At 52.0% G+C, this 13,154-nt stretch carries 16 protein-coding genes; 9 read left to right on the top strand and 7 right to left on the bottom strand.

The annotated features are described in order from the left end of the window. Window positions 1–117 precede the first annotated feature (117 nt). Both JTE88_RS02475 and JTE88_RS02470 read left to right on the top strand, forming a co-directional pair. Complete coding sequence (locus tag JTE88_RS02475; RefSeq protein ID WP_204425167.1) at window positions 118–420, top strand: ArsR/SmtB family transcription factor; 303 nt, start codon at window positions 118–120, stop codon at window positions 418–420. Window positions 421–450: 30 nt separating this feature from the next. After that, entirely contained in the window at window positions 451–747 is a 297-nt protein-coding gene (locus JTE88_RS02470; protein ID WP_204425166.1) for a hypothetical protein, read from the top strand. A 109-nt stretch (window positions 748–856) separates the two neighbouring features. On the opposite strand, the gene JTE88_RS02465 is transcribed toward JTE88_RS02470, so the two are convergent. Continuing rightward, window positions 857–1,021 carry an FAD-dependent oxidoreductase gene (locus JTE88_RS02465; RefSeq protein WP_204425165.1) on the bottom strand — a complete coding sequence of 55 codons (165 nt, stop codon included), beginning with the start codon at window positions 1,019–1,021 and terminating at the stop codon, window positions 857–859. Window positions 1,022–1,341: 320 nt separating this feature from the next. Next, the gene (locus JTE88_RS02460) at window positions 1,342–2,142 is read right to left on the bottom strand and encodes a hypothetical protein (protein ID WP_204425163.1); all 801 of its coding nucleotides are present in this window, start codon (window positions 2,140–2,142) and stop codon (window positions 1,342–1,344) included. 128 nt (window positions 2,143–2,270) lie between these two features. On the opposite strand from JTE88_RS02460, the gene JTE88_RS09135 reads away from it, so the two are divergent. Together JTE88_RS09135 and JTE88_RS09130 are read left to right on the top strand one after the other, a co-directional pair. Then, entirely contained in the window at window positions 2,271–2,549 is a 279-nt protein-coding gene (locus JTE88_RS09135) for an aldo/keto reductase (protein WP_275586619.1), read from the top strand. A gap of 26 nt (window positions 2,550–2,575) precedes the next feature. Beyond that, the gene (locus JTE88_RS09130) at window positions 2,576–3,094 is read left to right on the top strand and encodes an aldo/keto reductase (protein ID WP_338021086.1); all 519 of its coding nucleotides are present in this window, start codon (window positions 2,576–2,578) and stop codon (window positions 3,092–3,094) included. Window positions 3,095–3,170: 76 nt separating this feature from the next. Here the strand turns inward: JTE88_RS09130 and JTE88_RS02450 are convergent, their stop codons facing one another. Beyond that, window positions 3,171–3,374, bottom strand: coding sequence for a YbdD/YjiX family protein (locus JTE88_RS02450; RefSeq protein ID WP_204425162.1), 204 nt, complete (start codon window positions 3,372–3,374; stop codon window positions 3,171–3,173). A 69-nt stretch (window positions 3,375–3,443) separates the two neighbouring features. Further along, on the bottom strand, window positions 3,444–5,801 hold the full coding sequence (locus JTE88_RS02445; RefSeq protein WP_204425161.1) for a carbon starvation CstA family protein: 2,358 nt from the start codon (window positions 5,799–5,801) through the stop codon (window positions 3,444–3,446). Between the two features lie 451 nt (window positions 5,802–6,252). On the opposite strand from JTE88_RS02445, the gene JTE88_RS02440 reads away from it, so the two are divergent. The 4 genes from JTE88_RS02440 to JTE88_RS02425 are packed head-to-tail and all read left to right on the top strand — an operon-like array spanning window position 6,253 to window position 10,359. Further along, window positions 6,253–7,809, top strand: coding sequence for an anchored repeat ABC transporter, substrate-binding protein (locus tag JTE88_RS02440; RefSeq protein ID WP_239519543.1), 1,557 nt, complete (start codon window positions 6,253–6,255; stop codon window positions 7,807–7,809). After that, a complete protein-coding gene (locus tag JTE88_RS02435; RefSeq protein WP_204425160.1) occupies window positions 7,806–8,774 on the top strand; it encodes a choice-of-anchor M domain-containing protein in 969 nt (322 codons plus the stop codon). The genes JTE88_RS02440 and JTE88_RS02435 overlap by 4 nt, the downstream gene beginning before the upstream one ends. Then, window positions 8,771–9,499, top strand: coding sequence for a metal ABC transporter ATP-binding protein (locus tag JTE88_RS02430; protein ID WP_204425159.1), 729 nt, complete (start codon window positions 8,771–8,773; stop codon window positions 9,497–9,499). The genes JTE88_RS02435 and JTE88_RS02430 overlap by 4 nt, the downstream gene beginning before the upstream one ends. Next, on the top strand, window positions 9,496–10,359 hold the full coding sequence (locus JTE88_RS02425) for an anchored repeat-type ABC transporter permease subunit (RefSeq protein WP_204425158.1): 864 nt from the start codon (window positions 9,496–9,498) through the stop codon (window positions 10,357–10,359). Before JTE88_RS02430 ends, JTE88_RS02425 begins: the two co-directional genes overlap by 4 nt. On the opposite strand, the gene JTE88_RS02420 is transcribed toward JTE88_RS02425, so the two are convergent. From JTE88_RS02420 to rpmF, 3 genes are all read right to left on the bottom strand, one after another. Then, window positions 10,336–11,328, bottom strand: a complete 993-nt coding sequence (locus JTE88_RS02420) for a sialidase family protein (protein WP_204425157.1) — start codon at window positions 11,326–11,328, stop codon at window positions 10,336–10,338. The two genes, JTE88_RS02425 and JTE88_RS02420, sit on opposite strands and share 24 nt — an antisense overlap. Further along, a complete protein-coding gene (locus JTE88_RS02415; RefSeq protein ID WP_204425155.1) occupies window positions 11,328–12,014 on the bottom strand; it encodes a hypothetical protein in 687 nt (228 codons plus the stop codon). The genes JTE88_RS02420 and JTE88_RS02415 overlap by 1 nt, the downstream gene beginning before the upstream one ends. A gap of 122 nt (window positions 12,015–12,136) precedes the next feature. Continuing rightward, the gene (gene rpmF, locus JTE88_RS02410) at window positions 12,137–12,301 is read right to left on the bottom strand and encodes a 50S ribosomal protein L32 (RefSeq protein ID WP_013169725.1); all 165 of its coding nucleotides are present in this window, start codon (window positions 12,299–12,301) and stop codon (window positions 12,137–12,139) included. A 169-nt stretch (window positions 12,302–12,470) separates the two neighbouring features. On the opposite strand from rpmF, the gene JTE88_RS02405 reads away from it, so the two are divergent. Continuing rightward, window positions 12,471–13,124 carry an IMPACT family protein gene (locus JTE88_RS02405; protein WP_204425153.1) on the top strand — a complete coding sequence of 218 codons (654 nt, stop codon included), beginning with the start codon at window positions 12,471–12,473 and terminating at the stop codon, window positions 13,122–13,124. Window positions 13,125–13,154: the final 30 nt, after the last annotated feature.

Raw genomic sequence — 13,154 nt, 5'->3', positions numbered from 1 at the left:
CGGCGATGTGTGTAGGTTCGTTGACTCACCCGTGATTCTCACGCGTTTGCAAATGACATCCATTATCAGTTTAATAAACATATTGCAATTTGTTTATATATGTGTCATTCTTGAGATATGGGAAACGAACAGAATCTCGCACGAGTGGCCGATTTATTCAAAGCATTAGGCAATGAATCTCGCCTCGGAATCCTCGTTGCGCTAGATGGGGAAGCGATGTCAGTGGGGATGCTCGCAGAGCAAACTCAGATGTCACAACCCCTCGTTTCTCAACACCTTCGCACACTCAAAACCGTTGGAATTGTTTCCGCCAACCGACATGGCAAGGAAATGATTTACCAGCTAGCTGATGAACATGTTGCACACGTCATCAATGATGCGATAATCCATGCTCACGAAACACCAGATTCTTCAATCTAACCAACCCACCAGTCAACCAAAGGAAGAAAAATGACTACACAAGATGTTCATGCAGAACACACAGTTGCCGAGCACAAGCACGGCGAGAACTGTGGCCACGAAGCAATCCAGCACGGCGACCACATCGACTACGTGCATGGCACCCACCATCACGCGCTTCACGGCGATCATTACGACGAGCACGAAGCAGTAGCCGAGCACACCATTGCCGAGCACAAGCACGGCGAAGGTTGCGGCCACGAAGCCGTTCAGCACGGCGACCACGTCGATTACATCCATGAAGGTCACCGCCATGCAGCACATGGTGAGCACTACGACGAGCACTGAATCTGAGCTAGTACCACGTACCAAAACGGCGGTATTTGACACGGTAGCGAGCTATGAAGCTCTGCCTGTCAAATATCGCCGTTTTAGTTCAGGATCCGGTTGTTTTAGTTTAGGATCGCAGTCCACCATTAGCATCACCAACCGCATAGACACTGGGCACACTAATACGTAAATGACTATCAACTTTAATGAAGCCACGCTCATCTGCCTCAATGTCGACAGCTTCTAGGCCGAGCTCCTGTACTGTAGGAGCTCGGCTAACAGCAACGAGCACGCCCTCAGCGTGGTAACCGCTATCCTCTGTGCGAACAACAAGCCCATCTTCGTCGGTATGCAGGCAACGTTGATAAAAGTTCCGCCATATATGGAGGCTGATTTTTGACTAACGGAACTTTCTTGCCCTTGCCGGCGAGCTTACCAGCAAGAGTCTTCCCGGCCTTGCCTCAACCAATAACCAAAACATCAACGTTCATTGCGTTTTCTCCTTGATCGAGATTAGCTACAGCATTTTAACAATCACACGGCTTTGGTTATTCCAACTGGCTGAAATCAAAACGAGCGAACTTCAGATATAACAACTTCGAACACTCCGTTTCATTCTTCACCACCCTGCCAACTTTCTATTAACTCTGCAGTCGTAAACTCCGAAAAGACACCTGTTTCCTTATTAATTCGGTGGAAAACTTTCTTCAATAAAGTTCCAGAAAGAGCACCGTTAGAATTAAGATAACCGACCGTGAGGAACCCATTTTCAAATTGTTCAAAACTTGCTTGTGCCCAGACTTTCTTCTGCCTACGCCAGCTTTCCCGTAATGCTATATTCGCAAAATGCGTTAGCATCTCAATGAGAAAGTGCAAGTAAATGTATGGCGTTACTGTTCCCCAAGCAGCCCTCTCACCTTGCAAATCTCGCGAGATTTGCAATTTTTCCGTACCTGCCGGCAGCCTTGGTTCATTTTTTGCAAAGTTCCAACGGTTACCATGAGCACAGGCATTTCGGAAATGTCGCATGAACTCCAAAAGCTCGGACTGACTATCGTGGCATTCCCTTTTGTAAACTAGATCAGCCAATCTAGTGACACCTAGCATCATAGCGGCACTCATGGCATCCTCACGTAAAGCGTTTGACAAGGTAGATCGAGCTCGTTCAAGAACTACAGTCCCCGAGAAAACTAACTCCTCCTCGGGAGTTTCTCCGTTGACATATATTGGAAAGTCAGAAGCACAAGAATCTCCGAATAGAGTCTCTCTAATGCGGACAAATGTCTCGGGACGAGGGTCGAACAAGAATGGCATCAGAGCAGTTTGGGCAAGAAACATTGCGATAAGTTCATTTGCACACGCGACAATTTCCCATGACGAATCAAAAAGTTCATATTCAATTGAAGAGTCCATATTGTCATTATATGGATGCAGAACGCTTGGAAAGTCAACACTGTCAGGTAATAGCGCACACGGCTTAACCTACACAGGAAACCGGCTAATGTGGAGGTATCCATGGTTTCTCTGGTGAAAGGCTACCTATGACTCCTACGCTCACACTTAATGATGGCCGTGTTATCCCACAGCTCGGTTACGGCACATTTTTAGTCCCACCGGAAGATACCGAAGCACGCGTAACCGAAGCCCTTGAAGCTGGATATCGACATATTGATACTGCGATGATCTACCGCAATGAAGAAGGCGTGGGACGAGTAATTGCCAATTCTGGAATTGCTCGAGAAGAACTGTGGGTCACCACGAAATTATGGAATGATCGTCGCGGTCCAGATGCGACTCGGACGGCCCTAGATGAGTCCTAGCAAAACTCGGCCTTAACTATGTTGATCTGTATCTTATTCACTGGCCAACCCCAGAAAAAGAATCTATCGCTCCTACGTGGGAGACCTTCGGTGAACTTCGAGCTGAAGGCCTCACGCGCTCTATTGGCGTCTCAAATTTTGATCACCGTTATCTGCCAGACATCATTGCCACTGGTCTTATTCCAGCGGTTAATCAGATCGAGCTCCATCCACAATTCCAGCAAAAGCCAACGAAGGAATTAGCAGATGTCCACCAGATCCTACTCGAAGCGTGGGGGCCGCTCGGTCAAGGAAAAGTTGACTATCAAAGCGGGGTTATCGGTGACATCGCTCAGCGTCACGGTGCAAGTTGGGCACAAATAGTTCTCGCATGGCATATCGCTCGGGGACATATCGTCTTCCCGAAGAGTTCATCTCCGCAGCGCATGGCAGAAAATCTTGCAAGTGTTGATGTAACTCTTAGTGCTGAAGATATTGCGGCAATCGATGCTCTCGACCAAGGCAGGGCGGGCCGAGTAGCCTCGGACCCTGCGAACGTAAACTAGCGCATTCACACCGCTTTAGACAATGGCGGGCGCGAAGATCGAATCTGATCTTCGCGCCCGCCATTGTCACACATCGCTAGCAGCAACGAGCTTGAAAGTTCTGCTCGGCTTCGTCAGCACGCATACGCCAAAATTCGCGCTCGCTCATCGGTTCATGGTCGGGATGTTCTCGGTGATGCCGCTCGACGTATACGTCATAGGCTCCCTCACCAGTCATAGCCCGCCACAGGTATCTCACATGTTCGTATCGATCCCATAATTTTTGCGAAAGCTCTGACATGTTTATCTTCTTTCTTCTAACGACCACTTCTTTGCCATGCTAGCAAGTGACTCAACCGCCAAAATGCGATCAGTGAGAACGCGGTTTGACCCCCGGAATAAGATTCGGATCGCCAACCTGCTCATATTCGACGACCAGCTTCTTTTCTAGTGGCGTCGCAACGAGGTTAACTGGCGCGAAGAAGTTCGACTCCTGGTACGGGTCTTCACTATGAGTGTAGTGCCCCGACTTGATCGTCGAAACAATCCGAACTGCAGCCATAACGATTACGAAGGCAACCGCAACAACAAAGATGATGGACAGTGTTCCTTGAATAAAGGTGTTACGAATAACCGCCGCGTTGTCTTCAATTGCCATTGGATCGGTGAGCGTTTCAGCTTTTGCCACCGCGTTACGCCACTGTTGGAAGTAGCCAATCTTGGCATCGGTGGAGAAAATCTTCTGGTACGAGGCGGTAAAGGTTACTGCAACATCAAATGCGAATGGAATAAGCGGAATCCACAAGTACTTGATGTAGCCCTTCCGTGCCACTACTACGGTACACAGCAGCAGTGCGATGGCAGCGATGAGCTGGTTGGCAATACCAAACAGCGGGAAGAGCGTTTGAATACCACCACGTGGATCTGTTACGCCCATGAGAAGCAACGATCCCCAAGCAGCGACAACGAGTCCGGTTGCGAACCAGGCGCCTACGTTCCAGTTTGGATCTTTGAACTTCGGAATGACTGAGCCAAGAGCTTCAGAAACTTGGAAACGAGCCACACGGGTCACTGCATCGACCGCCGAAAGAATGAAGAGAGCTTCGAACATGATTGCGAAGTGATACCAGAATCCCATCATGCCTTTGCCACCACCAACTTGGTGCAAAATATGTGCCATCGACACAGCTAGGGTTGGCGCACCGCCGGTACGCGATACGACTGATGGTTCGCCTACATCCTTCGCAACAGCTTTGAAGGCTTCAGCACCGGTGACCACTACTTCGTTTCCGTTAGCATCTTCAGTTTCCCACTGAGGAACGACTTGACCACCGTAAACATTAGTCACACCCAAGTTTCCAACTGCCACAGAGGTAATTTCTTCTCGATCGCCGTCATACTGTTGGACGATCGCTGTGCCAGCGAGCTTATCTACGGTGCCTGCCGAGGTGTTCATTCCAAAGTAGATACCTTGGTTAAGCGATGCCGCAGCAGCAAGTGCCATGATTGCAACGAAGGACTCCATCAGCATGCCGCCGTATCCGATCATGCGCACTTGGGATTCTTTTTGCACCATCTTTGGGGTGGTTCCAGAAGAAACCGTGGCGTGCATACCAGATAGTGCACCACATGCGATCGTAATGAAGAGGAATGGGAAGAGTTCACCGGCGAATACTGGACCGTCAGTGTTTGTTGCAAATTCGGTTACGGCTGGCATTTCAAGAATTGGACGCACGACGACGATACCCAACGCCAAGATCGCAATAGTTCCGACCTTCATGAAGGTCGAGAGGTAGTCACGCGGAGTAAGGAGCATCCATACCGGAAGAACTGCGGCGAAGAAGCCGTAGACAACCATCGCGATAACTAACGTAGTTGGACTTAAGTGTAAGTATTCACCTAGTGGGGATTCAGCAACGTAACGTCCACCAATAATGCACAGGATCAATCCTAGGCAACCTGCAATAGACACCTGAGTGATCTTGCCTGGCTGCACAAACCGTAGCCACAATCCCATCGCAATAGCCAGTGGGATCGTCATCCCAACGGAGAACACACCCCATGGCGATTCCGCGAGTGCGTTGACACAGACCATCGCAAGAACTGCGAGCACGATCATGAGCATCACCAAAACGATGACGGTTGCTACGGCTCCACCAATTTTGCCGATTTCATCTTGTGCCATCTTGCCGAGGGAGCGTCCCCCACGGCGCATGGAGAAGAATAGGACGAGCATGTCTTGGACTGCGCCGGCGATGAGTACGCCAAAAATAATCCATAGGGTTCCAGGTAAGTATCCCATCTGAGCAGCGAGGACTGGGCCGACGAGTGGACCAGCACCAGCGATTGCCGCGAAGTGGTGTCCGTAGAGAACCACTCGGTTAGTGGGATCGAAATCTCGACCGTTATTGATACGCTCTGCTGGGGTTGCGTTGGTATCATCCGGAATCATAATCTTGCGCTGAATATAGAGCGCGTAGAAGCGATATCCGATGGCGTACGTGCACAGTGCAGTGATAACGAACCAAATAGAATTGACTTCTTCACCACGGACAATGGCGAGCATGGTCCATCCGAGTGCTCCGAGGATGGAGATTGCTATCCATAAAGCTATTTTGGCGGGCGTCCATTTTTGGTGGGGTTTTACCCCCACTGGTACACCATCTTTATTTCTGAGAATGTATTTTTCTTCTTCCGGGGTATAAACCGGAGCGGCCGGAGCAGACATCTGTGTCCTCCAAACTAATCTTAAACTGACATGAAAGTCACGACGGCGTTAACTCGCATATCTTTACGACATACAGATCTCAACGTCGTGCGATGCAAGTCTAAACGTATTTCTGGTTGAAACAAAGAGTACTCTAGTCCTATTTTCTGTTATCCCCAATTAAAGCAAGGGAAAACTGAAAATGAGACATTTTTGTGCCCTCTATTTGCCTCTATCTTTTGTCAATTCAAGGTCAGCAATATCGCATGGCGTCCCCTAGGGAGCGCCTTTGGTGAGGTCAACCAGCTATTCAATCGAACTGCACGCGCTCTCCCCAATGTGATTCCAAAATGTATAGAGGTTCTTAAATCGCAACTTATATAACCATTTGCACACGCATCGTTTTGAGAAAACTCGGTTTGATAATTAATCTTATATATATTGAGAATGATTATTATCTGAGAGGGGTCTCGTGAAGCGACTGCGTGCAATCTTACTAGCTGCCGCTATCTGCCTCAGCGGCTGCTCTGGCACAACCTCCCACCTCGATGAGCATCAAGTAGTTGCTTCAACCCCATTCCTTGCCGATATCACCCGCAACATCGCCGGAGATCGCCTCACAGTATCCGCACTCGTACCACCTGGACGAGATCCACACACTTATGAAGCCACCTTCTCCACTATCCGTTCCATCGCCTACGCAGATTTAGCAATCACAAATCAGCTCTTACTCGAAGACGCGGCTCTGATGGATTCGCTCCACGCCAACCTTCCACAAAATGCGCGCATCGTCGCCTTGGGCGACGAATCCATCGCCTTTGGCGCCTACCACATCCCACTCGTTGAAGACCTCGCCCTCTCAACCGCCTGGTTGGGACTGCGCGTCGACGGTTCGGGCGGCACCCAAGACTCCGTCACCTTCACCGCTACCCAAGCTGACGGACCGGGCGATATTGCGGCGTTCACCACCGGCACTTTCGGACAAGCCAATGCCTGGCTCGCCTCCTCCGACGGCATTTCCGACGCCGATACCCTCGCACTCCCCACTAACGCCCACACTCACATGTCGTGGGCATTTAGCCAACCCGGGGTCTATCACCTCACGTTGAATGCAACTCTGCATTCGCAAGAAACGACAACCGAACTGGGAAGCACCACACTTACCTTCGCCGTCGGAGTCGATCCGACCGACGTCGAACCGGCCTCCCCAACGGCAGTTACGCGTATCATTGATTCCGGTCACGTCGATATTACTGCCTCACTTTCCGGAAATATGACGTTGCGTGGTGAAGACACCAACGCGAGCGCCTACGACGTCGATCCGACCACAACCGTCATCGCAGTCCCACACTCCACAGCAACCGAAATCCCAGCCGAAGGCAACTGGCGGTTTATTGGAAAACCAGGAGACCGGGTGTGGATTTTAGCCCAAGCGGTGATCGGAAAACACGTCCACGGCGAAATCGATCCGCACATGTGGCTCGATGTACGCAACACCATCGCCTACGTCGACGTTATCACCGAGGCCCTGGCAACATACGATCCGCAAGGTAAAGATGCCTACCATGCCAATGCGGCACAATATAAGGCTAAACTTGCCAAACTAGACCGCTGGATGCGACTGACCCTAGCTGCTATTCCGCCCAACAATCGACGGCTAGTGACCAGCCATGATGGTTACGGATATTTCGCTAAAGGTTACGGACTCGACGTGGCAGGATACGTCTCCCCCAACCCGAGTCTCGAACCGTCCACCCGCGACCTGGCTAACCTTTCAGCAACTCTCGCAGCATTACATATCCCGGCCGTTTTCGGCGAACTCGGCGGAGCTGGGCAATCTCCCGCACTAACCAACGTTGCCCAAGCCAACAATATCGATATCTGCACAATCACCGGCGATGTCTTACAACAAGACCAAACCTACATCGATTTAATGACGAACTTGACCACAACTGTATCCACTTGTCTGAATCCCGGCGCGCTCCCGCCTTGGCCTGCAGACCTCGAGATCCCAAAGGTAGAACAATGAAACGACGCTTCTTGACCGCCACCGCCACCTGTGCAGTTATGCTCAGCGCACTCACCGTGCCAGCATCGGCAACCACCGCCCCGGATTCGACCGAATCCGATCCCGCGCTCACCCAGCATGTGGATGCCAACGAACAGATCGCAACCGACGGCGAACGCGTCGAGCGTTCTGCCGGACATATCGATCTTGGACCGAAGCTCATCGATAACCAGTGGAGCCTCATGGCACGCGACGACACCGAAACCACCCCCGTGTGGCGTCACGTGAGCGACATGATCTATCGCGTCCCAGACGAGGGCATCCTAGAAGTTCCTGAAGACGCCACCTATTCATTTATCAACGACGACGACCGCAAAGTCTGGGTTGTTCCCCAGCAAGAAATCCCCGGCGTCGTGTGGCTCGGGTGGAACACTCAAGACCCCGCAGTTACTGACAGCGTCAACGGCACCGTCACACTCACCTATGGCGGTCACGAAGGCCCTGGCCAATTCACCGTCTTCGTCCAAGCTGGTAACTTTGGAGCACCCCAAGTACTGTGGAGCTCCGATAAGAATGAACGCCAACCGATCGACGTCGAACTTCATTCTCATACTCACGCGAACTGGGTCTTCACCGAACCAGGAATCCACCACGTCACGCTCACAGCAGCAGCAACACTCAACGACGGCACCACAGTTTCTGATACCCAAGTTTTAACCTTTGCAGTCGGCACCGATACGGACGCTTCCACTGCCTATGACAGCGCCGCCAAAGTCAATGCTCAAGCCGCCGAGGAAACAGCCAACACAACACCAGAGCAACCTGCTTCCGATACCTCAGCAACGAAGCCAGAAAAGTCCTCCTCGTCCGCCCTGCCGCTGGTTGCTGGCGCAGGCATCGGCGTTATTGTGCTTGCACTTGTAGCGTTCGTGGTCCTCAAGCGTCGCGAAGCAGCCACAAAGAAGGAAGCACGGGGTGGGAAGTGAGCAACCCCCAACTCCTCAACGTCGATAACGTCAGCGTACGCCTTGGCGGACGCGACGTGCTCAACAACGTCAGTTTCCATGTCGAGCCTGGTCAGCTTATTGGCTTGATCGGCCCCAATGGTGCCGGCAAAACTACGCTTATGCGGGCAATTAACGGGTTGTTGCCGACGTCGAGCGGCTCGATTGAGCGCCATGCCAAACTGGGTTACGTCCCCCAGTCCCGGCAGATTGAATGGGACTATCCGATGTCTCTCGAACAGCTCGTTGCCACATCGTTTATTCCGCAACGTCCCTGGTTTTCGCGACTTGGCCGAAACGAATGGGAAGCCGTCTATCACGCACTGGAAACCGTTGGGCTAGCTGACTATTCGGAGCGAGCGCTCGTTGAACTTTCTGGCGGCCAAAAGCAACGCCTTTTAGTGGCGCGAGCTTTGGTAACACAGCCCTCGCTTCTGCTACTCGACGAACCGTTTACTGGACTCGATCATCCCAACCAGGATTCGCTCACCGATCTGTTTACCTCACTAGCACAACAAGGCGTCGGCATCATTATGTCCACCCACGACCTACCAGCCGCTGTAGATATGTGTAGTCATCTCTTGATGCTCAAACGCACTATGCGCGCCTTCGGCTCGCCGGCTGAATTGCGCGACCCGCAACTATGGATGGATACCTATAGTGTCCGCGCCGATTCTTCACTACTGAAAAGTTTGGGACTTGCATGAACCTCATTGATTTCCTCAACGACCTGACGAACCCAGCATTAAGCTTTCTGCCACGCGCCCTCGTGGTGGCCATCCTCGCCGCTATCGTGTGTGGGGTTGCTGGAACTCACGTCATCTTACGCGGCATGTCGTTCGTGGGTGATGCGCTGGCACACGCGGTCTTTCCTGGCGTTGCAGCAGCCTTCGCGCTTCAGGGTTCTATTTTGCTCGGCGGCGCTATCGCTGGCGTGCTCGTCACGTTACTCATCACCTTATTCTCCCAGCATCGCCGGCTCAAAGAGGACTCTATTATCGGCGTCTTTTTCGCTGCCGCTTTCGCACTTGGCTTGGTGATCATGTCACGCATCCCCGGCTACACCGGTTCGCTCGAATCTTTCTTATTCGGATCGCTCAACGGTTCCACCGATTCCGATATGCTCGCCGTTGCTGGACTAGGCTTCCTCATTATCGCTGTTCTAGCGTTCTATCATCGGAAGCTCGTAGCTGTCAGCGTCGATCGTGACTATGCAACGAGCCTCGGAATCTCACCTCTCAGCGCCGATCTTGTTGTCTATCTTGCTGTGGCCGCCGCGGTTGTTATTTCGGTTCAAACCATTGGCAATATTCTTGTGCTGGCACTCTTAATTACCCCTGCCGCCGCAGCGCGTATGCTCACCGATCGCGTGGCCACCATGATGCTTATTTCCCCGGCTATCGGATCTCTCGGGGCATTCTTAGGCATCTGGACTTCTTGGGCGTGGGATGTACCAACCGGGGCCACAATCGTCCTTATTTTGACGGCGATCTTTGTTATCGTTTGGCTTTTTGCGCCACGACGCGGGGTTATTACTGGCTGGTTATACGCTACGCGACAGCGTTAACGTCCACTGCCACAGTTCGTTATTGCGTTCGGCGACGACGATCAGCTGGTTATCGTGCCAGATCGCGTCGCTGTATCCGAATTCGCCGTCGTCAAACCGGTAGACAACTTCCCCGCTGGTCATATCGACGATGGCACCGGCTTCACGTGCCGTCAACGAATGCGGATGTATCAGAAGATTTCCGAGAGCTTTGGCATTGCATCCCGGATCTGACATTCCGCGATATTCCAGTGGGGAGAACTCCAGCCCGTCAGTACTGACTGCAACTAGTCGGCCGCCAGCCCCGCGCCCTTCGAAACCTTGGACTCGCGCATTAAGAATGATGCGATTGTTGTCGTCTAGTGCAAGCGAGGTTTCGTCAATCTGGATGTTCGGTGACGCAATCGGCGCCGACATCCGCACATACTCTCCGTTGCGGATATGCACCACGCGCACATGTGCTTGATCTCCGCGGCGCACAACGTAAGGAACTAAAGCGTGTTCGCCAAACATAATTGTTGAACCAGAGGTAGCAAATAATCCATCAGCTTGAGTCTCGTCATACAAAACGTCTAATCGGCGATGAGTGAACTCTTCGTCGGTGCGCGCAAAACCGATCCAGGGAACAAGGTGGGAGCCAGCAAACGTGGAGGACATATAGCTCACCTCGCCGTCGACTGAACTGTATGCAACCGTGATTTGTTCTTCATTGGAAGCTACCGCAGCATCGGAAGAAATGGCTGGGGTTTGTACAAAGCGCTCCGGCGTCAGTTCGCAACCAAGTACAACGTAGGCTAAATAGTTAGGGTTGGGTAGATCTGACGCCATCACTTCGCCGGTAAACGCACGACCATTTCCGCCGGCGGGCGCGGGCCGCACATCATAAAAACACACTACTTGCCCGTCACGCACGCCCAACGCGGGGATACGGACTTCGCCGTCGTCATGCGGGATCGCAATTCGACGCGGACCAGATATAAGCTCGAACATTATTCGGCCGTATCGACTTGGTTATCTGCACTACTCTCCGCCGCTTTCGACAAGCCAAAAGTTTGAAGGATATGTGGTCGCAATTCATCCAAGGCTGCATCATCTAGCGCATTCACTGTTAATTCGTATGCAATACCATCGAGTTCGAAAGCATAGATTTCTGCTGATTGAGCACCACCGGTCACCGAGAATTGGTAGGCAGAGATCTCTCCGAAGAAGACTGTGTCGAAATACTCTATGGTACGCCCAGACGGCGCAACCGCCTGTGACAAGTATTCCGCGTATTTATCTGCATCGGACGCAATCCCTGCAATTCCGGCGATACTCAAAACGACTTTGTTACCGTTCTCGCCATCTTGCCATATTCCGATATGACCGGAGCTCGTCGAACTTTGGCGGGTGAACCTCGCCGGTAGCTGAATTCTCAACGTCGGAGATTCACTGATTAGTTCCGCACCTTCCGCTCGATCAACAAGATCCGTTTCTTTTATCGCTCGTCGCAACGTCACATCAGAAAGCGAGGTTTCCGGTTCAGTTGGCAACGTCTCAGCCCCGGACGGATCTTGCGTCGCCTCGATTGACGATTGGTCAGATTGCTGAGCTGATTCTTCTGCAGTATCACCTTGGCTACAACCACTAACTAAAAGACCTACTGCAAGAATCACGCTCAGATACTTTCGAGACACTTCTTTTCCTCACCCGTCAAACATAACGATTATCGACACTTATTCTACGCTATGAAGCTATCTACCACAGCATATAAAAATGACTCCAGTTCGTGAACTGGAGTCATTTTTATTAGCTTAAATTAGTCAAGCAAGCCCTTTTGTGCAGCCTTTGCCAAACGGCGCGGAATACGAACCTCGCGGCCACCAAGAGACTTAACGGTCTGAAGCTCTGTGAGCTCAGCCTTCCACTGGGAGCGGCGAGAGCGGGTGTTGCTACGGGACATCTTGCGCTTAGGTACTGCCATGAGTCCAACCGCTCCTTTCATATACGATCTATGTGCTTGGCTTTCACCAAGTAGCTTGGTTTTCCAAGCAGACAAGCAATTACTTTAGCACGTCGCAGCAATATTCATCACGCGACCGAGACGTTTTGTGCGCAGAACCACTGGCACGCACTTGGTACACTTGTTGTCGATGACTACTTTACTGCGTTTACCTGCCGGCACCCAATTGCGCTCCGAATTAGAAATTAAACGTTCGCGCTTTATCACCCTCATTCGTCGTGTCGAATCAGCACAAGCGGCACGAGACCTCCTCAGCGATGCCCGGAACGAATTCCCAGATGCTCGCCACCATTGCAGTGCCTACGTCATCTCTGTGCCCGGCGCGCAACCGCTCAACCATTCTTCAGACGACGGCGAACCCTCAGGCACTGCTGGCCGGCCCATGCTCGACGTGTTGTTGGGCGGAAATCTCACCGATATTGCCGCCGTCGTCGTACGCTATTTCGGCGGTACGCTCCTTGGCACCGGCGGACTCGTACGCGCCTACTCCGATTCAGTACGCACCGCTTTACTCGGTACCCCACTCGTTGCGCCGGTTTCTCGACAGGTGCGCCGACTCACACTCCCCCATTCGTTTGCCGGAAAGTTCGACGCCGATGCGCGTATGCGGGGCTACGACGTCGTCGATACAGTTTACGAGAGTTCCGGAGTGACGTTTCGCGTGGCAGTTGACGACCTCGACTCGTTCGACGTCTTTGTCTCCGAAATGACGAAAGGTGCCCGCACCGCACAACCCGATGGGAACATTGTTTTAGATATCCCTACTACGCCGTTCACGCCATAACAACGTGAAACCTATGCCCGTCGAAACATG

The organism is Arcanobacterium phocisimile (assembly GCF_016904675.1).
Lineage (GTDB): Bacteria > Actinomycetota > Actinomycetes > Actinomycetales > Actinomycetaceae > Arcanobacterium > Arcanobacterium phocisimile.
This window is presented reverse-complemented; position numbering and strand designations above follow the sequence as displayed.